We start from the raw sequence: 22,564 nt of genomic DNA, 5'->3' as shown, positions 1-22,564 counted from the left end.
CCACGCCACATGATTGCGACCCTCACTTCCCGCGGGGAAGTACTTCAGCACATCGAACCATTTTTGCGGGAGAACATGGGTTCTTTCCTCAAGAAGGTAGATGAAAGCTGGCAGCCTTCCGACTTTCTGCCCGACCCCCGCCACGATACATTCTTTGATGAAGTAAAGGAGCTGCGGGAGCGTGCCAAGGAGCTGAGCTACGATCTGATGGCTGTACTCATTGGCGATACCATCACCGAAGAAGCCCTGCCTAACTACGAGGCCTGGTTTCATCAGCTCGATGATTTGGGCCGGGACCCCAACAATGGGTGGGCGCAATGGATCCGGGGCTGGACAGCCGAGGAAAACCGCCACGGCGACCTGCTCAACCGCTACCTATACCTTTCCGGCCGCGTAAACATGCGTGAGTTTGAGGTCAGCACCCACTACCTGATTGCCGACGGTTTTGACCTGGGCACTGCCCACGACCCCTACCGCGCCTTTATTTACACCAGCTATCAGGAAGCCGCCACCAACCTCTCGCACCGCCGGGTAGGCACGCTGGCCCGCAAAGCCGGGGATGCCTCGCTATCCAAGCTCTGCGGTATGATTGCCGGCGACGAATCCCGCCACGCCCGCGTGTATCAGACGTTTGTGGAGAAAGTCTTCGAAGTTGACCCATCAGAAATGATGCTGGCCTTTGAGGATATGATGCGCAAAAAGATTGTGATGCCCGCGCACTACATGCGCGAAATGGGCGTGGAAATGGGCAAAACCTTCGGTCACTTCACCGATGCTGCCCAGCGCCTTGGGGTATACACCAGCCAGGACTACACCGATATTCTGGAAGGCCTCATTTCTACCTGGAAAGTTAGCCAAATCACCGGCCTAAATGGTCAGGCGGAAAAGGCCCGGGACTATATTATGGCCCTGCCTGCCCGCCTGCGCCGCGTATCAGAGCGCATGCCGGTGCCCAAACTGGAATACCGCTTTAAGTGGATTGACTAACCAAGCTTAGTCGCCTACAAAAAATCCCCGCTTTCTTCTGATAGGAGAAGGCGGGGATTTTTGATGCCAGATATATACGCCAGGCTGCTTGCGCTTAGGGATTGATGCTGTTCTCGAAAGCTATCTGCTTGAAAACCAAACTCATCTTGGGTAGCTGATAGTGGATAGTACGGGTGCCGCCGCTGGGGCAGCAGTTGGCATCTTCTTCCTGGTATACCGGGAAGTGCCGCAGCACCTGCTGGCCTACCACCTCAAAGGTATCGTGGCCCTGGTAGCCTTTGGCGGCTGGCCCGCCCAAGTTGGGCAGCGTAACGGCCCGGCGGCCCTGGTTTTGGTACTCAAAGCCCAGCAGCTGCCCGTAGGAGCCGCTGCCGGCGTCGCTCACAAAGATCAATAGCTCAGGAAAGTCGTTCTGGTTAAGGTTGGTAACCACCACATCTGATACCCGGCCTTCCAGCTGCTGGGTGGTGGTGGCTAGGGTGCGGCCCTTTTTCTCCGTGTGCAAACTCAGCTGCTGCTGAGCACCTTCGCCGGTGGTTTGCACCAGAAACCGGAAGTCGCTATGCCGAATCTCTTTCCGGAAGGTTACCGCCGAGGCCGGGGCTGCCGGCGTGGTTGTAGCACGCAACTGCGCCGGATCGGCGGTTTCAGTAGTGGTGCGGGAAGAGTCGCAGGCTGCCAGCGCCACCAGCAGGGGTAAGACGAGCTTTTTCATAGCAAACAGGCTAAGGAGCCCACGAAAAAGCCGGCCCTCTAGCTAGGTAGTACCCGGAAAATGACGCAGAGGTTGCCCGATTTACGGTACTATCTGCACACCTTTCCAGAATGCCACGCGCCCTTTAATGTGCTGCGCGGCCTCTGAGGGGGTAGGATAGTACCAGGCAGCATCCTTGTTCAGCTCTCCCTCAATCCGCAGGGAATAATAGCTGGCGCGCCCCTTCCAGGGGCAGGAGGTGCCGGCAATGCTGTCCTCGAAATATTCCTTTTTCAGGGCTTCAGCGGGGAAATAATGGTTGTTTTCTACCACTACGGTGTCGTCGCTCTCGGCTACTACCGTATTGTTCCAGATGGCTTTCATAGCTTGGTGTTCGGTTTAGGATGGTTGGGCTGTTGCCGCGAAGTGATAGGCCGGCAGATACCTTTCTACAAAGTATCATTCACCGGCAACTAAAAACTAACTTCTCCGATTAGTTGTTCTCAGGGCTCATTGACTTTGTTATGGCTTCAGGTTTTCGTTTCCGGGATTTTGTGCCCGAGGACTTACCCGATAAAGGGTTTGAGTCGCTACTAAAGATATTTATGCAGCTCATCACTATTACCAGTGGTGATGTAGGCGAAGCGCTGTCCTGGCTCTCGGAGCTGGATAAGCAATACGGGCTGACGGAGGATGGCTATGGCATTGGCGACTTCATTGAGGACCTGAAAAAGAAGGGCTACATCGATGATGACCCGCAAAAACAAGGTGCCTTCAACATCACGGGCAAAAGCGAGCAGAAAATCCGGAAGTCGGCGCTGGAGGAAATATTCGGCAAGCTCAAGAAATCGGGGCAGGGCAACCACCGCACGCCCCACACCGGGCAGGGCGACGAGCAAAGCACCGACATGCGCGAGTTCCGCTTTGGCGACTCCCTGGACCAGATTTCCATGACGGAAAGCATCCGCAACGCCCAGCTCAACCACGGCCTGAGCGGCGGGGACTTCATGCTGACCGAAGGCGACCTGGAAGTGCGCGAGAATGAGCACAAGAGCCAGACCAGCACCGTGCTCATGATTGACATTTCGCACTCCATGATACTGTACGGCGAGGACCGGATTACGCCCGCCAAAAAAGTGGCCATGGCCCTGGCCGAACTGGTGAAGCAGAAGTACCCCAAAGACTTCCTGGATGTGCTGGTTTTCGGCAACGATGCCTGGCAGATTGAGGTGAAGGATTTGCCGTACCTGCAGGTAGGCCCCTATCACACCAACACCGTGGCTGGTCTGGAGCTGGCCCTGGATCTGCTGCGCAAGCGCAAAACGCCCAACAAGCAGATTTTCATGATTACCGACGGCAAGCCTACCTGCCTGAAGGAAGGCAACAGCTACTACAAAAACTCCTTTGGGCTCGACCGTAAGGTCGTTAACAAAACCCTGAACCTGGCCGCCGCCGCCCGCCGCCTGAAAGTGCCCATCACCACCTTCATGATTGCCTCTGATCCGTATCTGCAGCAGTTTGTGGAGGAGTTTACGCAGGTAAACCAGGGTAAGGCTTACTACAGCTCTCTGAAAGGCCTGGGCCATTTGATCTTTGAAGACTACAAGCGCAACCGGCGCAAGTCGGTGTAATTGAAGTCAAAAATGCCGTCATGCTGAACATATGGCGCATTAAGCCAGGGACCGAAGCATGACGGGCTTCGGTTTGCCTTCCTCAATCTGCCTTACTTGTTTGGTACGACGCCATCTTCCGGCGTTGCATTTTTGATTCTGGGAACGGTTTTCAGGTAAGCCCACAAGGCGTGTACTTCCTCGTCGGTGAGGGTAGAGAACTTGGGCATTGGGCCGTGAAGGATGCCGGAGGGTGCCATCCCAAATTTCACTGCTTTGCTGAATTGTTCTTCGCTCCATTTACCGAGGCCTGTAATGGGGTCCATGGTGATGTTGCGGCTGATGCGAACATTGAGGTCATCGTCGAGCATTTTGTCGCCGCCACCCAAATAGCCTTTTGATAGTTCAGGGTTGGATTCGTTGTTGGTATTCAAGCTTTTCGAATGGCAGAAGTAGCACTGGTAGCGGGCAATGACCAGATACCGGCCCAGGGCTACCGGCCTGGACGCGGGGGGCGCATCGGCGAGGTGCTTGACCGGCGGAATTGGCTTTAGCGCGGTGGTCATAAGCGACTTGGCCAGCGGGGACAGTTTCTGAGGAGGGCTGGCCTGGGCGGTGGCTCGGGTCAGTGGGTTGTCAGCCCGCAGAAAGGCCACAATGCTGGCGGCGTCTTCGTCGGAGAGATAGGCAAAGCGCGGCATGCCCAAGCGCGGGCGGCCATCTGGGCCGGCCCCCGTGCGCAGCAGGGTCACCACTTGCTGGTCGGTCCACTGCCCGATGCCGAATTGAGGGTGTTTCGTAATATTAGCCGAATGCAAGTTGCCCAGGTCGGTACCCAGGTCGGGCATGGGCCGGCCTGATAGCGTCTTGGTGGACGGGTTGCGGTGGCAGTGCACGCACATCAGCGCAACTATTTTCTCGCCTTGCAGCACGCGTTTCGGGGTGCTGGGCCGCACCGCTGTCGGCGCTTGTTGGGTAGGGTTGCCTCGTTTGTTTATCAGTGCGGCGAAGCCAGCCACTGCCAGCAACAGCATGCCAATTACCAGACCGAGGATATGCAGGGGCTTTTTCATGTTCTCGCGAAATAATAGGGGGGATTTAGTAGCGAGTTGTATATAAAAAAGCATAATAAATATCAATAAATAAATAGTCGAGTTTGAGGTATTATAGTAGTTGGGAGACACTCTTAACGCATTGCTTATTACAGCTCCCTGAAAGGCTTGGGTCATTTAATATTTGAAGACTACAAGCGCAACCGCCGGAAATCGGTGTGGCTAATATTCACGATCAACAAAAAGCCCCGGTATAAAAACGCCGGGGCTTTTTGTTGATCGTGAATAGAAAAGATAATTAGTTGTTGGCTGCTACCCCCACGCCATCCTCTAGCGTAGCATTCTTGAGTTTTGGCACCGTGTGCAGGTAAGCGTAAATTGCCCGGGCTTCCTGCGGCGACATCAGCGTGAATTTGGGCATGGGCAGTTTCAGGAGGCCGTTCGGGGACTGCCCGTAGCGCACGGCCTGCACAAACTGGGCCTCGGTCCAGTCGCCAATGCCGGTTTCATCATCACAGGTGATGTTGCGGCTCACAATCTCCTCGCCGGTTGGGGTCAGTAGCTTATTGCCGCCCGCCAGGTAGCCTTCTGATTTTTCGGGAACCAGGGCGTTGTTGGTTTTGAAATCCTTGGAGTGGCAGTCGTAGCACTTGTAGCGGCCCACCACCAGGTAGCGGCCGTAGGCTACCCCATCCGTGGTATCGGGGTCCAGTACGGGCTTGGTGGGTACGGGCGTAGGTTTCATGACGGTGTTCACCAGCATTTTGCCCACGAAAGAAGGCTCCTGCTCATGCGTGGGAACGGGTTTGGGCTGCACCAGGGCATGGTTGGAGCGTAGAAACGCAATAACGCTGTTCACATCCTCATCCGACATATGCACGAAGTTGGGCATCACCATCCGGAAGCGGCCGTCGCGGCCAATGCCGGTGCGGAACAAACCCACCAGCTCGGCATCGGTCCAGGCGCCTATGCCGTGCGCTTTGTCCTGCGTGATGTTAGCGGAATAGAGCTTCCCGAATTCTGCGGGCAAATCATTCAGGAACTTGCCGGTCAGGGCGTTGGTGTTGCGGTCCAGGTGGCAGTCGGCGCACATGGCTGTTACAATTTTTTCGCCCTGCAGCACCCGCGCCGGCGTAATGGCCACGGGCTGTACGGGAATTTTAGGAGTATCATACGTGGGAACACCCCGGGCCTGCACCCATACCACAAACCCCAGGATAGCCAGCACCCCAATAGCCAGCACTCCGCCCAGAAGTTTGAATATTTTCTTCATAAAATGACATAATAAAGACACAGCTGCAAGTATATGCTATTAGGTAAGCTTAGGCTAATCAACTAGTAGTCTGCGGTATCACATAATGATGTGATAGAAAGTGCTTTTTTGGGCTGGAGTAGGTTGGCTTTAGGGAAAGCCGATGACTTAAAGCAGATATTGTGCAAAGCCCAGGCGCTAAATCGGGCCCTGGTGGCCAAATAGCAAAACAGGTGTGCTTTCCGCCCGAACCAACCGCCCCGCTTACTAGTTATACCAGTACTCCAGCCGCCCGCATTCTATTGCACGTATTGCGGTGTATAAAGCAGGCCGGTAACTAATCCTCCGTATGACTCAACCCGATATCCGCACCCTCGGTGCCCTGAAGAAATCCGGCTACCAGCCCCGCACCGTTAAGCAAGAACTGCGCGATAACCTCATTCAAAAGCTGCGCAACAAAGAAGAGGTGTTTCCTGGCATTTATGGCTACGATGAAACCGTAATTCCGGACCTGCAGCGCGCCATCCTGGCTGGTCACCACATAAACCTACTGGGCTTGCGCGGGCAGGCCAAAACCCGCATTGCCCGCCTGCTGGTAAACCTGCTGGATGAGTACGTGCCCGTAGTGGCTGGCTCCGAGCTCAACGACGACCCGCTGCAGCCGCTGTCCGTCTTCGCTAAAAACCTCATTGCCGAAAAAGGCGACGAAACCCCCGTAACCTGGCTGCACCGCGACGAGCGCTACACCGAAAAGCTGGCAACGCCCGATGTATCCGTGGCGGACCTTATCGGCGACGCCGACCCCATAAAAGCGGCCACCCTGAAGCTGCCGTACTCCGATGAGCGGGTGATTCACTTTGGCCTGATTCCGCGGGCGCACCGCGGCATTTTCGTGATTAACGAGCTGCCCGACTTGCAGGCCCGCATCCAGGTGTCGTTGTTCAACATCCTGCAGGAAGGCGACATCCAGATTCGCGGCTTTAAAGTGCGCCTGCCCTTGGATATTCAGTTTGTATTCACGGCTAACCCCGAGGACTATACCAACAGGGGCTCCATTGTAACGCCGCTCAAGGACCGGATCGACGCCCAGATTATCACGCACTATCCCAAGAGCATCGAAATCGGTAAGCGCATCACCAAGCAGGAAGCCCGCATTAAAGAGGAGCAGAAAGGTATGGTGACCAGCAATGAAATCATGCACGATTTGGTGGAGCAGGTGGCCGTGGAAGCCCGCGGCTCGGAGTTCGTGGATGCCAAATCCGGCGTTTCCGCGCGTCTTACCATCTCGGCTTACGAGCAGGTGGTGGCCGGGGCCGAGCGCCGCGCCCTCATCAACGGCGAAAAGAATACCTATGTCCGCGTAGCCGACTTTATCTCGGCAGTGCCCGCCATTACAGGTAAGGTGGAGCTGGTGTATGAAGGCGAGCAGGAGGGAGCCGGCATTGTGGCCGAGAAGCTGATGGGTAAAGCCATCCGTACGCTGTTCCTGAGCTACTTCCCCGACCCGGATAAGGCTAAGAAGCTGAAAGGCCGTCCGTCGCCCTATAAAGCGGTGCAGGAGTGGTTTGGCACCGGTCACACCGTGGATATTCTGCACGATGCCTCCACCAAGGACTACCGCGCCGCCCTGGATCAGGTACCCGGCCTGCGCGACATCGTAACCGAGCTGCATCCCAAGGAGGATAAGGAAACCACCTACTTCCTGATGGAATTCCTTCTCCACGGCCTGTCGGAGTACAGCCTGATTTCCCGCAACCGCCTCACCGCGGGGGCCCAATTTAAAGACCTGCTTTCATCCATGTTCACCATGCCCAGCTTTGGCGAGGGTGATGATGACGAGGACGAAGACGAGCGTCCCCAGCGCGGCCGTCGCCGGTAAAACAGCGCCGCATAACTCAACGAAAAAGCCAGCCCGATGAAGGCTGGCTTTTTTCTTTTTCTGAAGCTCTATAGAATGCCTCTAAAACGTCATGTCGAGCGCAGTCGAGACATCTCGCTAGTGTGGTATACCCTAAGTTACGAAGCAGTAGCGATGCTTCGGCTCCGCTCAGCAGGACTGGTTTCAATAGGCCCAAAATTCTAACATAAAAAAGCCCCTGCCCATATGACCAGAGGCTTTTTTATGTTTTCGAATCAGGTAGTGAACTACGCTTCTTCGCTTACCACAATTTTCTCAATTGTGTCGTTGGCTTTAATCTGGTCGATGATGTCGATGCCTTCTACCACTTTGCCGAACACGGTGTGGTTGCGGTCGAGGTGGGCGGTGTTCTGCCGGTCGTGCACAATGAAGAACTGCGAGCCACCAGTGTTGCGGCCGGCGTGGGCCATGCTCAGCGCGCCGCGCTCGTGGTACTGGTTTTCACCATCCACCTCGCACTTAATCTGGTAGCCGGGGCCACCGGTGCCAGGCGTGCCTTTAGCGCCGTCGCGGGAGTTAGGGCAGCCGCCCTGAATCACGAAGTTTGGAATAACGCGGTGGAATTTCAGACCGTCGTAAAAGCCTTTCTTGGCCAGATCGGTGAAGTTCTTAACCGTGTTGGGAGCGTCCTTTTCGTAGAACTCCACTTTCATAACACCTTTATTGGTGTGGATTTCGGCGGTTTTCATTCGGATGGGGTAAGTGGATGAACAGAGAAAGTGGCCAAATAGCCAACAAGAGGCAAAGGTAGCCAATTTGCTATGGTGAACATCCGGACCCCTCATTGGTTTCGTAAGGACTTCACCGCCGCCAAAACGCGGCACGCTGCCATTCTTCCATCCACCCAAAAAAACTATTCCCGCATTTCATGAAAAAGACCCTACGTACCACCTCCCTGGCCCTGTTTGCCGCGGCCCTTTCCCTTGGCCTGGCCAGCTGCGGTGACCAGAAAACCACCGAAACCACCGAAACCAACACCACTGCCCCCATGGTGGACTCAGCGGCCATGATGACGGACTCGGCCCGCATGGGCAAGACCGGTGGAATAGAAGTAGGCGGCGCCATGATGACGCCCGATAAAGACATTGTAGACAACGCCGTAAACTCCAAGGACCACACCACGCTGGTGGCCGCCGTGAAAGCCGCCGGGCTGGTAGAAACCCTGAAGAGCGCCGGTCCTTTCACCGTATTTGCGCCCACAAATGCAGCGTTCAACGAGCTGCCAAACGGGGCATTAGCGGGCTTACTGAAGCCGGAAAGCAAGGATAAGCTGGCGAGCGTGCTGAAATACCACGTTATTGCCGGCCGCATTATGGCCGCCGACCTGCGCGACGGCCAGGAACTGACCACCGTGAACGGTGAAAAAGTAAAAGTGACCGTGAAAGACGGACAGGTAATGATCAATAATGCTACCGTCACTATTCCGGACGTGGTATCCAGCAACGGCATTACCCATGTAATAAACCAGGTGCTGCTGCCACCAGCTGCTAAATAAGCAAGTGCTTTCAGTATCTAAGTAAAAAGGCCCGCCCCGTAAAGAGCAGGCCTTTTTACTTAAGCCACGGCCGGACGACTCAACCCGGCTTCTTCCGAAACCCGCCGGGCAAACGACGTCCAGTCTTCGTCGCCGGCGGTGCGGGCCACGGTGGTGGTGAGGTGGTTGAGCACGATGTTGGCAATGGGCATGGGTACGCCGTGGTCCTGGGCCTCCTGCATGACCAGGTCCAGGTCTTTGCGCAGGATGTGGGGCGCGGCCCCCAGGGGTTTATAGTCTTCGGTAGCCACCATGTGGCCGTAGCTTTTATAAATGGGGCTGTTGAAGATGGTGCCCGTCATGATTTCATAAATCTGCTGCCGGCTCACGCCGCTTTTTTCCGCCAGGGTAAAGGCTTCGGCCATGGCCTCAATGGCGGCGCCCAGCATAAAGTTGCCGCACAGCTTCACCGTACTGGCCGCGCCCGGGTCTTCGCCCACATCGTATTGCCCCTGGCTGATGGCCGGCCACAAGGGGGCTAGGCGGCTCTTGGCAGCTGCCGGACCAGACACGCACACCCAAAGATTAGCGGCCGCCACGGCATCGGGCTTGCCAAATACCGGCGCGGCTACCAAGGTGGTGCCGTGCTCCTCGTGCAGGCGGGCCAGCATCTGGTTGGTGGCAGGGGCCACCGTGCTGCAGGAGGCGTGAATGGAGCCCGGTACCATAGCCGGCAAAAAACCATCTATGCCCAGGGCCAGGCTCTGGAGTGCGGTGTCGCCCGTAACCATGGTAAACACCACTTCGGCTTGCTTTACGGCCTCGGCCGGGCTGGCCGCTAACTGGGCGCCCAAAGCCACTAAGGGCTCTGTTTTTTCTGTGGTGCGGTTATAAACTGTAAGCTGATGACCTGCCTGTAACAGATTGGCGGCCATAGCCTGACCCATGTGGCCCAGGCCCAGAAGTGCAAGTTGTGCCATAAGATTCGCGTTTCAGAGGGAAACGTAAATCAGTATGGCCAAGGGCATATTTATCCCTTATAGAATTTGGCTGCCCACCAATTCTACTGATTAGAAACGTATATGAGAGGGGGCACTGGGTGCGCTTTATGCGCTGATTATCTCCGGTTGTCCTCGCCGGCCAGCATGCTGAGGTAGCTGTCGTAGCGGGGCAGGGCAATGCGGCCTTTCTCCACGGCTTCGCGCACGGCGCAGCCGGGCTCATGCACGTGCTGGCAGTTGTGGTAACGGCACTGATTGAGCAGGGCGCGCATCTCAGGAAAGTAGTGGGCCAACTCGCCGGGCTTCATGTCTACCAGCCCCAGCTCTTTAATGCCGGGGGTATCAATGAGGTAGGTGCCAGGGCGCACTTCCAGCATTTCGGCAAAAGTTGTGGTGTGCACACCCTTGTCGGAAAACTGGCTGATTTCGGCCGTTTTCAAATCTAAATCCGGTACCAACGCATTAATAAGCGTGCTTTTGCCTACGCCCGAGTGGCCCGATAGCAGCGTGACTTTGCCTTCCAGCAGCGCTTTAATCTCCGCTACCCCCTCGCCGGTGTGTGCTGAGCAGCGCAACCCCGGGTAGCCGGTGCGCTTGTACATATTCAGAATCTGCTCCTGATAATGGGCCAGCTCTTCGTCGTATAAATCGGTTTTGTTGAAGATGAGCGTTACGGGAATGTGATAAGCCTCCGCCGTTACCAGAAACCGGTCGATAAATCCAAACGAGGTAGCTGGCGAAACCAGCGTGACTACCAGCAGGGCCTGATCCAGATTGGCGGCTACAATGTGCGAGTGCTCACTTTTGTGCACCGAGCGCCGGATAATATAATTCCGGCGCGGCTCGATGTGATGAATAACCCCGGCGCCTTCGGTTTGTTCTTCTACCGTGAAATCTACCTGGTCACCTACAGCCAGCGGGTTGCTTACTTTCAGGCCCTGGTTCTTGAACTTGCCCCGCAGGCGGCAGCGGTGCAGCTTACGGGTGCCGGCCTCCCGCACGATATACCACGAGCCCGTTGATTTGACGATGGTTCCGGTCATGGGAGTAAAATGGAGAAGGGGTAAAGCGGATAAGAGGTATAGGAAGCAAAAAAGCCACCAACTCAGGAAGACTTTTCTTTTACGTTGCTCTCCAGCCAGGTCATGATTTTGCGCGTGGCCCCGCTGTGGTCGTGCACATAATCCAGGCTCACGTCCTGCATCTTCAGGCGGCGGTCTTCGCTGTGAAAAAGCGGGCCAAACGTTTTAAGCAGCTCTTCAGCTGAGTGCACCGGGAAAGCACAGCCCATAGCCACCAGGTCTTTTGCTTCCTGAAACTTCTGATACGTAGGCCCGAAGAACAGCGGCAGACCAAAAGCGGCGGCTTCCAGCGTGTTGTGCAAGCCCTTGCCAAAGGCCCCACCTACGTACGCAAAATGGCCAAAACGGTACAGCTGACTGAGCAGTCCCACGTTATCCATCAGTAACACGCGCGCTTCGGCTACCGTTTCCGGGCGGGCCTGCGAGTAGCGTACCACCCCGCCCGGCAGGGCTTCTTCCACCAGCCGCAGATTGGTTTCGCTGATTTCGTGCGGGGCCACAATAAAACGCAGCTCCTGGGCATACTGGCGCAGCAAGGGCGTGAGCACGGGCATATCTTCCGGCCAGCTGCTGCCAATGATGAACACCGGCGCCCAGTCATCCACAAACGCATCTACCAAGGGCAGCTGGCGGGGCTGGGCCGAGGCCGTTTGCACCACCGTATCAAAGCGGGTGTCGCCGGCTACGCTGTTTTGGGTGAGGCCAATGCTGCGCAGGAGCGCTACGGAGGTCTCGTTTTGGGTGAAGATGTGCGTAAAACGGCTCAGCGCCTTACGGAAGAAGCCGCCCCAGGGCTTGAAAAAAGCCTGCTCCGGCCGAAAAATAGCTGACACACAGATGGAGGGAACCTGCCGCCGCTGCAGCTCCGTGAGGAAGTGGTACCAGAACTCGTACTTCACAAAAACCGCCAGCCGGGGCTGCACCGCATCCAGAAAGGCCTGGGCATTATGGGCAGTATCAAGCGGCAGATAGAAAACGTAAGCGGCGCCGGGCCACGTGCGGCGCACGGTATAGCCGGAGGGCGAAAAGAACGTCAGGATAATTTTGTGGTCCGGGTGGCGGGCTGTGTAGGCCTCCATCAGGGGGCGGCCCTGCTCAAACTCGCCCAGCGAAGCACAGTGAAACCAGACCAGAGGCGCCGTTTCATGGCGTAGCGCTTCCTGAATCCGGGGCAATAATCCACGCCTTCCTTCCACCCACTGCGCCGCTTTGGGCACAAAAGGAGCCACCAGCTGCAGCAGCAGCGCGTAGAGGTGTAAGGCCAGAGAATACAGAAAACGCAATGGGCGGAGCTTGGAAAGTTCTTCTTAAGTCTAAAACCGGGTTTTCGTTGGGCGAAAAAAACCTTGGGGCCTGCAAAAGTAGGCGTTTCCCACCCCGGAAACGAAAAAGCCCCGACCAATTGGCCAGGGCTTTTTTAAAGTAAGGCTGGAGCGCTTACGCCCGCAGCCCTGTAGGACTAGTGTGCTGCCTGCTTGCCGAGGTAGTTAGCCACTCCTTCACGGGTAGCTTCCATGGCCTCTTTGCCTTCTTCCCAGTTAGCGGGGCATACTTCGCCCTTCTTCTCGAAATACTGCAGGGCATCTACCATGCGCATGGCTTCATCAATGCTGCGGCCCAGCGGACCATCGTTTACTACCTGGTGGCGCACAATGCCGTCCTTGTCAATCAGGAACAGGCCGCGGTACGCCAGGGGCGAGCCTACGAAGGTCATTTCGCCGGCTTCCGTGTAGTCATAGTGACCACCCAGTACATCGTAGTTAGAGGCAATGGTTTTGGTAGCGTCAGCCACCAGGGGGTAGGTTACACCGGAAATACCGCCGTTGTCGCGCGGGGTTTGCAGCCAGGCAAAGTGCGAGAAGTGGGTATCCGTAGAGCAGCCGACAATGGCTACGCCTTTTGCTTCAAAATCAGCCAGACGGTCCTGGAATGCAATGATTTCAGTAGGGCAAACGAAGGTGAAGTCAGCAGGGTAGAAATAGAAAATAACGTGCTTTTTGCCCAGGTAACGGTCCAGGGAGAAATCTTCTTCAAATTCGCCATCGATAACGGCGGTAGCTTTAAACGAAGGGGCACGCTTGCCAACAAGAACTGCCATAGTGGGGCTTGAATTATTTGGAGTGAAAAAAGAAAGTCGAAAACAGGAGGGAGAAGAAAGCCTTAGTCATTGCGCGGCGCATCGAGGCGGGAGCCGGTAATGTGCAGTGAAAAGGAGGTAGGCTGGAAGTTTTTGAGCCCGCGGGTGGCGAAGAAGTCCCGGATCAGGGCGTCCAGCTGCGGGTCGCAGTAATCAATAATTTCCTGCGTATCAGTGCAGAACAGATGATGGTGCGCCGAGCAGTCGGCATCGTAGCGGCGCGAGGTGCCATCGGCCGCGGCTACCCGCTTGGTAAGGCCGGCCGCCACAAAGCTATCCAGCGCCTTATACACGGTGCCCAGAGAGATAGACGGCGAAACTGCCACTACCGAGCGGTGCACCTGCTCGGCGGTAGGGTGGCCGCTGAGCTGCATCAGGCTCTCCAGAATGAGGATGCGCTGCTGCGTGGCGCGCAGGCCCGCCTGCCCCAACAGCTCACGCAGGCGTGACTGGCTGGGCGGGGTAGAATGCAAGGGCGCGTTGTCAACTGAATTGCTCACCAGATAAGAATGATTCTCCGCAAAGGTATGCCTATAAGCCGCAAGCCCGCAAAATTGTTTCATTCCTCGGCGGAATAAGCAAAAGGCAGCCACCGAAGCGGCTGCCTTTCAGCATGCTAATACAGTCTGGTAATCAGGCTGATTTCCTGACTTAGCGACCTTTGAAATCGGCTTTGCGTTTTTCTACGAAGGCCGCCATGCCTTCTTTCTGGTCTTCGGAAGCAAACGTCATGTAGAAGTTTTTGCGCTCAAAGTGCAGACCTTCATCCAGGTGGGTTTCAAATGCCCGGTTCACCGATTCCTTCGCCAGGCGCGCCGCTACCGGCGACATTTCCGCAATACTGGCAGCCAGCCGGAATGCTTCCTCCAGATACTGGCCTACGGGCACCACGCGGTTTACCAGCCCGTGCTTTTCGGCTTCCTGCGCCGAAATGGGTTTGCCGGTGAGCACCATTTCCATGGCCCGGGCTTTGCCCAGGGCGCGCGTAAGGCGCTGGGTGCCGCCCGCGCCCGGCATGGTGCCAATCCGGATTTCCGGCTGCCCGAACTGGGCGGTTTCGGAGGCCACAATCATGTCGCAGGTCATGGCCAGCTCGCAGCCCCCGCCCAGCGCAAACCCCGATACCGCGGCAATTAGGGGCTTATGGGTTTTGCGGATCTGGTCCCAGGTGCTGAACTGGTCAATGGTCAGCATATCAATAGCGGTGCGGCCCGCCATCTGCTTGATATCGGCACCGGCAGCAAAGGCGCGCTCATTGCCGGTGAGCACAATCACGCGCACGGCATCATTGGTGCACAGGTCTTTCAGGGCGGCGGCTACTTCCTGCATCAGCTGCAGATTCAGCGCATTCAGCTCTTTGGGGCGGTTTAGCTGAATCAGGGCCACATGCGGCCGGGCCTCGGGGGTTACGGTTATAAATTCCATGGGGAGAGGGAGACTTAAAAATCGGGAAGACAAAAACGAAGAACTACACGGAATAATCAGACTTTAACAGGCGCCATTGCCACACCAAACCATCCTCGGGGTCCTCCAGTACCTGCTGAAAAGTGAAGCCCGTTTTAGCCAGCACCTGAGTGGAATAGTTGATGCTGGGGAGCGTGTGGGCCAGCACCTGCGAAATTTCCGGGTGTTCAAAAGCAAACTGAATCATGCCGCGGGTAGCTTCGGTGGCATAACCCTGCTGCCGAAAATGCGGTGCTATACTGTAGCCCAGCTCTACTGTGCCGTGGGTGGGTAGGCCTTTGAAGCCGCCCACGCCCACCAGCTGCTGATGTTCTGCGTGAATAAAAAAATACAGCCACCAATCGGCTGCTTCCGGATGCTCTGTCAGAAACTGCGCGGCTTGCGGCACCACCTCCCACACCAGGTCCTGCTGCAGCCAGTCTAAGTGGGGCGCCACGTGTAGCAGCTGGGCTAACGCTGGCAGATCTGGCTGAAGCATGGCCGCAAAATGCTCTGGTCGGCAGGGAAGCAGTTGCAGGCGAGGAGTGGTTATCATGGTAGCGGCCGCTTACTTCACTTCTTCCTTCACGGCGCTGCGGCACACAAACTGGAAGGTTTGGCGAGTGCGCTGCTCCAGGAGCAATTCCCGGCCTTCCGTAAGCTGCTGAACGCTGGCGGCATCATAATTCTTGATGGTGTACAGCTCCAGCCCGGTGTTGTAATGGATGGTAAACTGCTCGTAGAGCATGTCCAGGAGCTGCTCCAGCCGGTAGGCGGAAAAATCAGTGCACACAGAGAAGCTGATGGCAGAGTTCTGCATCAGATGAATTTTCAGCCGCACCTGCGCCAGCGCCCCAAAAATGACTTCCAGGTTTTCTTCCGAGATAAACGTGAGGTCCTTCGACTCAAAAGAAACCAGACACTGCCCGGTTTTGCGGATAAAGGCCGGGGGCAGGGACTCATGCCGGCAGTCATGAATTTTGGTGCCCTCCGCCGTAGGGTCCAGAAACGACTTTACATACAGCGGAATGCGGCGCACGGCCAGCGGCTTAATGGTTTTGGGGTGAATGACGGACGCCCCGTAGTAAGCCATTTCAATGGTTTCCTGGTAGCTGATTTCCGGGAAACGGATGGTATTGGCAAAGATCTTGGGGTCGGCGTTTAGCAAGCCGGCCACGTCTTTCCAGATGGTAACGGACTCCGCGTGCAGACAATGTGCGAAAATGGCAGCGGAAAAATCGGAGCCTTCGCGGCCCAGCGTGGTGGTCTGGCCGCTGGGGGTGCCGCCCAGAAAGCCCTGGGTAACCACGGGGCCCTTTTGGAGCAGATCCGGCACCACGGCGCGGATGTTGCGCTCGGTGGTAGGCCAGTCCAGGCGGCCTTCGCGCCACATATAATCGGTGCGCACCAGGGGGCGGCAGTCCAGCCATTCGGCTTCAAGGGCCCGCGCTACAATCAGAGTGGCCAGCAGCTCGCCAAAGCTCACTATCTGGTCGTACTGCCGGTCATATTCTCCCCGGACCAGAGTGGCCAGCTGGCCGCTGAGCTGCTCCAGCAGCCCAGGCAGGGTAACGGTGCCGGGCACGGCGGCCGCCACGGCTTCCTGCTCCCGCCAGGCGTCGCCAAACAGCTCATCGGCCACGGTGTAGTGAAAGTCGCGCAGAGCGCGCAGCTGCTCCTGGTAGTCCAGGGCAGAATAAGCCCGGTGAAAGATATCCTCCAGCGCATTCGTGGTTTTATCCATGGCCGATACCACAATCAGCAATTGCCCATCGGTACCAAAGCGGCGCACTATTTCCACCAGATTGCGAATAGCGGCGGCATTGCGCACGGAGGCGCCTCCAAACTTATAAACCTTAAGCGCGTGCTGTTCCTGCATATACAATGATATAAAAGCGGGCGTCACTACCGCCCTGCGTAACAGGAGGGAAGGACCGGGAGAGGAGGTCAAAAGTAGGAAGCGCCCGCCAGATGTGGCGAAAAACGATAAATTTGTCCACCCGAATACCCCCACCCACTTTCCCACCCAATGGACCACAACAAACTCGCGCTACCCGTCGGTACTACTCTGGACCGGTTTATTATGCGCAAACAGGAAGACTTCCCTTATGCTACCGGGGAGCTTTCCCAGCTGCTGCGTGATATTGCCCTGGCCGCCAAAATCGTAAACCGAGAAATCAACCGCTCCGGCCTCATTGATATTGCCGGCGCTTATGGCAACCGCAACGTGCAGGGCGAAGACCAGCAGAAGCTGGACGTTATTGCTAACATTCGCTTTATCCGGGCGCTGCGCAACGGCGGCGAGGTTTGCACCATTATTTCCGAAGAAGACGACGAGAAGATCCAGACCGGCAACGTGCAGGGTAAATATGTGGTGGCCATTGACCCGCTGGATGGCTCCTCCAATATTGACGTGAACGTCAGCATCGGCACTATTTTCAGCATCTACCGGCGCGTATCACCCACCGGCAACGAGGGCACCGACCAGGACTGCCTGCAGGCCGGGACGCATCAGGTGGCCGCCGGCTACGTTATTTATGGCTCCAGCACCATGCTGGTGTATACCACTGGCAACGGGGTAAACGGCTTCACCTACGAGCCTTCTTTGGGGGAGTTCTTCCTGTCGCACCCCCACATCACCTCGCCTAAAACCGGCACGGTATACTCTATTAATGAGGGTATTTCCGAAGATTTCCCGGAAGGGGTGAAAGCCTTTGTGGCCCATTGTAAGGAGCAGCATTTCTCGGCCCGCTACATCGGCTCTCTGGTGGCTGATTTTCACCGCAACTTGCTGAAGGGCGGGATTTATATGTACCCGGCCACCCGCAAAGTGAAGAACGGCAAGCTGCGCCTGGCCTATGAGTGCAACCCGCTGGCCTTTATTGTGGAGCAGGCCGGTGGCAAAGCCAGCAACGGCTTTATGCGCACCATGGAAATACAGCCCATCGGCATGCACGACCGGTGCCCGTTGTTCATTGGCTCTACCGAACTGGTAGAAAAAGCCGAAGAATTTATGGCCCAGTACGCCAACGCCGATACCGAGGCAGTCAAATAGCTTACCCGATTATCGTAATAAGAAAAAAAGGCCGCTCTGTAATCAGAGCGGCCTTTTTTTATGGGCTAGGAAAAGAAAATAAATCTATTCCGATTTCTTTTTGCCACGACTTTTGGCGGTAGCTTCCGTGGCGGCCTCCGGGTTGGTAGGCTCGTCGGTTTCAGTGGCTGAGGAGATAACGCCGGCAGTGCTCAGGGCATCATCCGCGGTAGCCTTGCTGGCTTTGGTGCCGGCTTTTTTCTCCGTTTTAGCTTCAGCTTCTTCCGCAGGGGCTTCCTCGGTGGCTTCTTCTTCCGCTAAGTAAGGCAGCGTAGCGCTTACCAGGCGGTACCAGGTAACGAGCTTTTTGATGTCTGACATGTACACCCGCTCCCGGTCGTAATCGGGAATAATGGTTTCCATGAACTTGGTCAGGTCCCGGTCGTCCGACTTGTTGGTAAAGGGAAAATCGGCGCCGTAGTGCTGCTGAATCCGGTCAAATACCTCCGTTAGGGGCACGGTCTGGTCCAGGTCTTCGGTATAAATGGAAATTTCGTGGAGCAGCGACACCTTGTTGCGGGCCGAGGCAACAGAACGCGTGGCACGCTCATCCAGCGTTTCCACAATAACACCAGCACGGGTGGGGCGTACCAGGCGGTAGAGGCCTGGCATGCCGCTAATGGCAGCAATTTCCTTCAGGTCGTAGGGCATAAAAAAGCAGTTAGTACGGGGCAAAGTTACTCAGCGGCGGCTTGTCCGGGGACTGGCAGCTTAAATGAGATGGGCAAGCTGGTCAGAATAGCGTAGTCCGGCTTCTTGAATTTAAGCAGATGCACCAAGCGCAGCGCCTCTTCGCCGCAGCCACCACCAATCTGCTTTACCAGCTTCACGCCGGACAGCGTGCCGTCGGTGTTCAGGGTAAAGCTCACGATGCAGGTGCCCTGGATGCGGTTGCGCCGGGCCATGAGCGGGTATTTCATTTCTTTTTCAATGAAGGCATACATGGCCTCCTGGCCTCCTTCATAGTACTCGGCTACCGGAATGACTTTGCCGCCGCGCACCGGATTTTGCGCCGTGGCTACGGCAGCATCTACCTCAGTCTGGGTAGCCGGGCCGGGACCTTTGGATTTTACCTTCACCGATTGGGCGAAAGCAGGCGTCAGGGTACAAATGCCCAAAGCCAGAACAAGCAAGTGTTTTTTCATGTCGCTAAAAAAGAGAGAGTAAGTCAATAACGCTAAAAACAGAAAGGGCATTTAAGCGTCAATTTACGCATTATCCGTGGTAGGCGCAGCGTTCAGGTTTACTTCCTCAATAAAGGCCAGAATCTCTTCCCGTCCCATTTTCTCGGTAGCGGAAGTAACAAAGTACTGCGGCAGTTCGTCCCAGGTTTCGCGCAGCTTTTCAATATAAGCCACTACATTTTGGTGGGTGCGTGAACCCGATTGCTTGTCGGATTTCGTAAAGGCCAGTACAAAAGGCACGCCCATATTTCCCAGCCGGTCAATAAATTCCAGATCGGAGGCAATAGGAGCGTGGCGCGAGTCAATTAATACGAATACGCAAGCCAGATTTTCCCGCTCCCGTAAATAAAAGTTGATCATCTTTTCCCACTTGGCGCGGGAGTCTTTGCTAACCTTGGCATAGCCGTAGCCGGGTAAGTCTACCAGATACCACGCATCATTTATAATGAAATGATTGATAAGCTGAGTTTTACCCGGCAGCGAAGAGGTTTTGGCTAATCCGCGGTGGTCCGTCAGCATATTAATCAGCGACGACTTGCCCACGTTGGAGCGCCCGATAAAAGCATATTCCGGCAAAGTAGGTGCGGGGCACTGGTCTACGCGGGTATTGCTGGTCAGAAATTTTGCCGTACGAATAAGCATAGTTGGAAAAGACGCTGAAAGCACAAAGATACGGCAAACCAAATGGGCTGCTGGAAGTAAATTTTTTCTTGGATTTTATTGGAGTTTACAAAGAGGCCTTATATTTGCGCAGTTTAGCATGAATCGAAATATAGTACGGAAGCCGAAAAAACATGGCTTCTGATTGTTTTCCTCATATTTGACTATTTCTATACTTAAGAAAGAGTATAGAAGTATGGACGTATAATAAAGTTTCTATCTTTGCCCGAAACGGTCTTTTTTTTTGGCAAGAATTCTCCGAAAATACCCTCTGTAAAAGCTCTTTAACGTCGGCAATTTTTAGCCAGTTTGATGCTAGTTGCTAACCTTAAATAGCCTTTTCAGTATAACAGGGCAATTAAAAAACGCCCTCTGCGTTCGGCAGAGGATTTTTCCCTCAGAGAACTTCCGTCTTATTCCCAAACTCTCCTCCCAAATGGACAACGTAGTCAGAAGGTTATTAAAAGTTTCTTGCGCCTTCGCCCTTGCCACTGCGGTGGCCCAGCCCACGCTGGCCCAAAGCACCCGCAAGCAGCTAAAGACTGCAAACAAGCTCTTCGACTTAGAAAACTATCGGGCTGCTATTCCTTATTACGAACAGGTATTGGCCAAGGACCCCAACAATGCTTTGGCACTGTTCCGGGCCGGTATTTCCTATATGTCTTTTGACAAGGAGAAGGCCAGCGACTACATCTACAAAGCCCAGCGGCTTAAGCCTAAGGTTTCAAAGGATGTAGAATACTGGCTGGGCCGTGTGGACCACCTTACAACTTTGATGAGGCAGTAGCACACTACCAGGCTTACAATGCAACCCTGAAGAAGAAGGATACGCGCAAAGCCGAACTGGCTCAATTGATTCAGCACAGCAAAAACGCTAAAGTGTTATTCAACAGCCCCAAGGACATCTTTGTAAAGAACCTGGGCCCCACGATTAATACTCCCTTCTCCGAGCACAGCCCGGTTATTTCTTCCGACGACAAGATACTGTTATTCACCTCGCGGGGTGAGAACGTAACGGGTGCTAATACATCCGCAGAAGGTGCCAAGAAAGGCGAGGGTAACCTGGCCTCCGATGGCGAGTACTACGAGGATATCTTTGAAGCGGAGCGCATTGACGACGAGAACTGGTCTAAGCCCCGTTCTTTGAGCGGTGTACTCAACGGCAAGGGCCACGATGCTTCTATTCAGGTGTTCGATAACGACACCAAGATGCTGATGTACCGCCAAGACAAAGCCGGCGACATTTACTACTCCGAAAAAGCGGGTGGTGACTGGACCGAGCCTAAGCGCCTGAATGATAACATCAACTCCAACCAGTTTGAGTCGGATGCTTACATCACGCCCGATGGTCTGACGATTTATTTCTCTACCGGGAAATATTCGGAAGATGGTACGCTTGATATCTACTACGCCACCCGCCAGCCCGGCGGTGATTGGGGTGCGGCCAAATCCGTAGGCAGCAACATCAACACCAAGTACGACGACGACAGCCCCTTCCTGAGCAAGGATGGCAAAACGATGTACTTCTCTTCCCGGGGTCGTAACACCATGGGTGGCTACGACATCTTCAAGTCGGAGTACGATTCTATTGGTCGTCGTTGGGGCCAGGCCGAGAACATGGGCTACCCCGTAAACACGCCCGATGATGATAGCTACTATCGTTTGAGCCCGGATGGCAGCTATGCTTATCTGTCGTCGTACCGCATTGGCGGCTACGGTGAAAAAGATATCTACACCATCAACTACATCAAGAATGCCATCATCCGCGGTAAGGTAATATCCTCCCGCGACAGTGTGACGGTTATTCCGGGTGTGGAACTGGTGTTCAGCGGCACGCAGGCGGATAAAACTGCCCTGAGCTACCGCGACGTAACCAAGCCTGATTCCGGCAACTATGAGGTAACCGTCCTGTCGGGCCGTACTTACCAGGTAGCGGTTTCCAAAGACGGTAAGAACATTACCACCGAGGAGTTTGCCGTACCGGTTGCCACGAAGGATTCTACGGTTATCGAGAAGAACTTCTATGTGCCGTACATGGACACCACGAGTGCCGGTATGTTTGCCTTCAAGAAGATTTACTTCGATACGGACAAGTATAACCTGCGCCCGGAATCAGTTACGGAGCTGAACAACATCGGCCGTATCCTGAAAGCCAACCCCGGCCTGAATATTTCCATCGAGGGTAACTGCGACTCCCGCAACACCGACGAGTACAACATGGTACTGGGTCAGAACCGCGCTGATGCTGCTTACAACTACCTGAAGCGCAACGGTATTGGCGAAACCCGCATGGTGACGACCAGCTATGGTGAGCGTCGTCCGGCTGCTCCTAACGATTCTCCCGAGAACATGCAGCTGAACCGTCGGGTTGAGTTCCGCGTGATTCTGAAAGAAGGCGAGTCGATGGATAAAATGAAAGTAACGCAGCCAGCAGCTCCGGCAGCCGGTGCCAAGCGTACCACTACTACCGGGACTACTCGCACAACGGGAACTGGTTCTACCGGTACCAGCACTGGTAATCAGCTGGTACCCGGCAAGAGCAAAGTGAAGATGGCCGATGGCACCAAGGTGAAAACCAAGGTGGACGAGGACAGCGACAAAGTGAAAGTGAAAACCGAAGGCCCTAACGGCGAAGAGTCGAAAACCGTCATCAAAGAAGGTGAAATCGACTCCAAAGTGAAGGATGCAGAAGGTAAGACCAAGCTGCAGGTAGAAGGCGCTACGCCCGCTAACCTGACGCCTACTACTACCCCCGCCACGGATTCCACTCAAATGGCTCCGATGACGACTCCTGCCACGGACTCGACGCGTACTGCTCCGGCAAACATGAATGCAACGCCTACTGACACCACTACGGTAAAGCCGTAAGTACCTCAGACACTTGCCTTAAAAAGGGTCGGGCATTAAGCCCGACCCTTTTTTTTCAACATAATTGCGGGTGTGGCGTTATGTTTGGGCAATTCGGCCCCCTTTTTT

Annotated in this window: 23 protein-coding genes; 7 read left to right on the top strand and 16 right to left on the bottom strand. The window is 55.3% G+C overall.

Features of this window, described 5'->3' with window-relative positions:
• The first annotated feature begins 9 nt into the window (after positions 1-9).
• Positions 10-987, top strand: coding sequence for an acyl-ACP desaturase (locus AM218_RS07415; RefSeq protein ID WP_054413271.1), 978 nt, complete (start codon positions 10-12; stop codon positions 985-987).
• A 94-nt stretch (positions 988-1,081) separates the two neighbouring features.
• Here the strand turns inward: AM218_RS07415 and AM218_RS07410 are convergent, their stop codons facing one another.
• Positions 1,082-1,702: a hypothetical protein gene (locus tag AM218_RS07410; RefSeq protein WP_054413268.1), complete on the bottom strand. Its 621-nt coding sequence runs from the start codon at positions 1,700-1,702 to the stop codon at positions 1,082-1,084.
• 81 nt (positions 1,703-1,783) lie between these two features.
• Positions 1,784-2,065, bottom strand: coding sequence for a DUF427 domain-containing protein (locus AM218_RS07405; protein ID WP_054413266.1), 282 nt, complete (start codon positions 2,063-2,065; stop codon positions 1,784-1,786).
• Positions 2,066-2,205: 140 nt separating this feature from the next.
• Between AM218_RS07405 and AM218_RS07400 the strand changes: the two genes are divergently transcribed.
• Complete coding sequence (locus AM218_RS07400; protein WP_054415395.1) at positions 2,206-3,312, top strand: vWA domain-containing protein; 1,107 nt, start codon at positions 2,206-2,208, stop codon at positions 3,310-3,312.
• A 92-nt stretch (positions 3,313-3,404) separates the two neighbouring features.
• Here AM218_RS07400 and AM218_RS07395 read toward each other — a convergent pair whose 3' ends face one another.
• Positions 3,405-4,364, bottom strand: coding sequence for a cytochrome c (locus AM218_RS07395; RefSeq protein WP_054413263.1), 960 nt, complete (start codon positions 4,362-4,364; stop codon positions 3,405-3,407).
• A 277-nt stretch (positions 4,365-4,641) separates the two neighbouring features.
• The gene (locus tag AM218_RS07390; protein WP_054413261.1) at positions 4,642-5,616 is read right to left on the bottom strand and encodes a c-type cytochrome; all 975 of its coding nucleotides are present in this window, start codon (positions 5,614-5,616) and stop codon (positions 4,642-4,644) included.
• A 328-nt stretch (positions 5,617-5,944) separates the two neighbouring features.
• Here AM218_RS07390 and AM218_RS07385 point away from each other — a divergent pair, with 328 nt between their 5' ends.
• Positions 5,945-7,474: a sigma 54-interacting transcriptional regulator gene (locus AM218_RS07385; protein WP_054413259.1), complete on the top strand. Its 1,530-nt coding sequence runs from the start codon at positions 5,945-5,947 to the stop codon at positions 7,472-7,474.
• Between the two features lie 266 nt (positions 7,475-7,740).
• On the opposite strand, the gene AM218_RS07380 is transcribed toward AM218_RS07385, so the two are convergent.
• Complete coding sequence (locus tag AM218_RS07380) at positions 7,741-8,202, bottom strand: peptidylprolyl isomerase (protein WP_054413257.1); 462 nt, start codon at positions 8,200-8,202, stop codon at positions 7,741-7,743.
• Positions 8,203-8,381: 179 nt separating this feature from the next.
• Between AM218_RS07380 and AM218_RS07375 the strand changes: the two genes are divergently transcribed.
• Complete coding sequence (locus AM218_RS07375; RefSeq protein WP_082318114.1) at positions 8,382-9,008, top strand: fasciclin domain-containing protein; 627 nt, start codon at positions 8,382-8,384, stop codon at positions 9,006-9,008.
• Positions 9,009-9,067: 59 nt separating this feature from the next.
• Here AM218_RS07375 and AM218_RS07370 read toward each other — a convergent pair whose 3' ends face one another.
• The 8 genes from AM218_RS07370 to AM218_RS07335 all read right to left on the bottom strand — a co-directional run bounded on the left by AM218_RS07370 (position 9,068) and on the right by AM218_RS07335 (position 16,529).
• On the bottom strand, positions 9,068-9,967 hold the full coding sequence (locus tag AM218_RS07370; RefSeq protein ID WP_054413255.1) for an NAD(P)-dependent oxidoreductase: 900 nt from the start codon (positions 9,965-9,967) through the stop codon (positions 9,068-9,070).
• Positions 9,968-10,104: 137 nt separating this feature from the next.
• The gene (rsgA, locus tag AM218_RS07365) at positions 10,105-11,031 is read right to left on the bottom strand and encodes a ribosome small subunit-dependent GTPase A (RefSeq protein WP_054413254.1); all 927 of its coding nucleotides are present in this window, start codon (positions 11,029-11,031) and stop codon (positions 10,105-10,107) included.
• 62 nt (positions 11,032-11,093) lie between these two features.
• Positions 11,094-12,353, bottom strand: a complete 1,260-nt coding sequence (locus tag AM218_RS07360; RefSeq protein WP_054413251.1) for a 3-deoxy-D-manno-octulosonic acid transferase — start codon at positions 12,351-12,353, stop codon at positions 11,094-11,096.
• Positions 12,354-12,529: 176 nt separating this feature from the next.
• Entirely contained in the window at positions 12,530-13,168 is a 639-nt protein-coding gene (locus AM218_RS07355) for a peroxiredoxin (RefSeq protein WP_054413249.1), read from the bottom strand.
• 62 nt (positions 13,169-13,230) lie between these two features.
• Positions 13,231-13,707: a Fur family transcriptional regulator gene (locus AM218_RS07350; RefSeq protein ID WP_197274035.1), complete on the bottom strand. Its 477-nt coding sequence runs from the start codon at positions 13,705-13,707 to the stop codon at positions 13,231-13,233.
• 151 nt (positions 13,708-13,858) lie between these two features.
• Positions 13,859-14,632 carry an enoyl-CoA hydratase-related protein gene (locus tag AM218_RS07345; RefSeq protein ID WP_054413245.1) on the bottom strand — a complete coding sequence of 258 codons (774 nt, stop codon included), beginning with the start codon at positions 14,630-14,632 and terminating at the stop codon, positions 13,859-13,861.
• A gap of 43 nt (positions 14,633-14,675) precedes the next feature.
• On the bottom strand, positions 14,676-15,206 hold the full coding sequence (locus AM218_RS07340; RefSeq protein WP_082318112.1) for a GNAT family N-acetyltransferase: 531 nt from the start codon (positions 15,204-15,206) through the stop codon (positions 14,676-14,678).
• A 12-nt stretch (positions 15,207-15,218) separates the two neighbouring features.
• Entirely contained in the window at positions 15,219-16,529 is a 1,311-nt protein-coding gene (locus tag AM218_RS07335) for an aspartate kinase (protein ID WP_054413241.1), read from the bottom strand.
• Between the two features lie 150 nt (positions 16,530-16,679).
• Here AM218_RS07335 and fbp point away from each other — a divergent pair, with 150 nt between their 5' ends.
• Entirely contained in the window at positions 16,680-17,705 is a 1,026-nt protein-coding gene (gene fbp / locus AM218_RS07330) for a class 1 fructose-bisphosphatase (protein ID WP_054413239.1), read from the top strand.
• 84 nt (positions 17,706-17,789) lie between these two features.
• Here the strand turns inward: fbp and AM218_RS07325 are convergent, their stop codons facing one another.
• The 3 genes from AM218_RS07325 to yihA form a co-directional block, all read right to left on the bottom strand.
• Positions 17,790-18,395: a DUF5606 family protein gene (locus tag AM218_RS07325; protein WP_054415391.1), complete on the bottom strand. Its 606-nt coding sequence runs from the start codon at positions 18,393-18,395 to the stop codon at positions 17,790-17,792.
• A gap of 26 nt (positions 18,396-18,421) precedes the next feature.
• Positions 18,422-18,889, bottom strand: a complete 468-nt coding sequence (locus tag AM218_RS07320) for an energy transducer TonB (RefSeq protein WP_082318306.1) — start codon at positions 18,887-18,889, stop codon at positions 18,422-18,424.
• A gap of 63 nt (positions 18,890-18,952) precedes the next feature.
• Positions 18,953-19,570: a ribosome biogenesis GTP-binding protein YihA/YsxC gene (gene yihA, locus AM218_RS07315; protein WP_054413237.1), complete on the bottom strand. Its 618-nt coding sequence runs from the start codon at positions 19,568-19,570 to the stop codon at positions 18,953-18,955.
• 454 nt (positions 19,571-20,024) lie between these two features.
• Between yihA and AM218_RS17025 the strand changes: the two genes are divergently transcribed.
• Both AM218_RS17025 and AM218_RS07310 read left to right on the top strand, forming a co-directional pair.
• Entirely contained in the window at positions 20,025-20,375 is a 351-nt protein-coding gene (locus tag AM218_RS17025) for a tetratricopeptide repeat protein (protein WP_231717566.1), read from the top strand.
• A gap of 65 nt (positions 20,376-20,440) precedes the next feature.
• Positions 20,441-22,456, top strand: a complete 2,016-nt coding sequence (locus tag AM218_RS07310; protein WP_071843719.1) for an OmpA family protein — start codon at positions 20,441-20,443, stop codon at positions 22,454-22,456.
• Positions 22,457-22,564: the final 108 nt, after the last annotated feature.

The sequence above is a fragment of the Hymenobacter sp. DG25A genome, from assembly GCF_001280305.1.
GTDB lineage: Bacteria > Bacteroidota > Bacteroidia > Cytophagales > Hymenobacteraceae > Hymenobacter.
The sequence above is the reverse complement of the archived record's forward strand: the minus strand, read 5'-3'. Positions and strand labels throughout refer to the sequence as shown.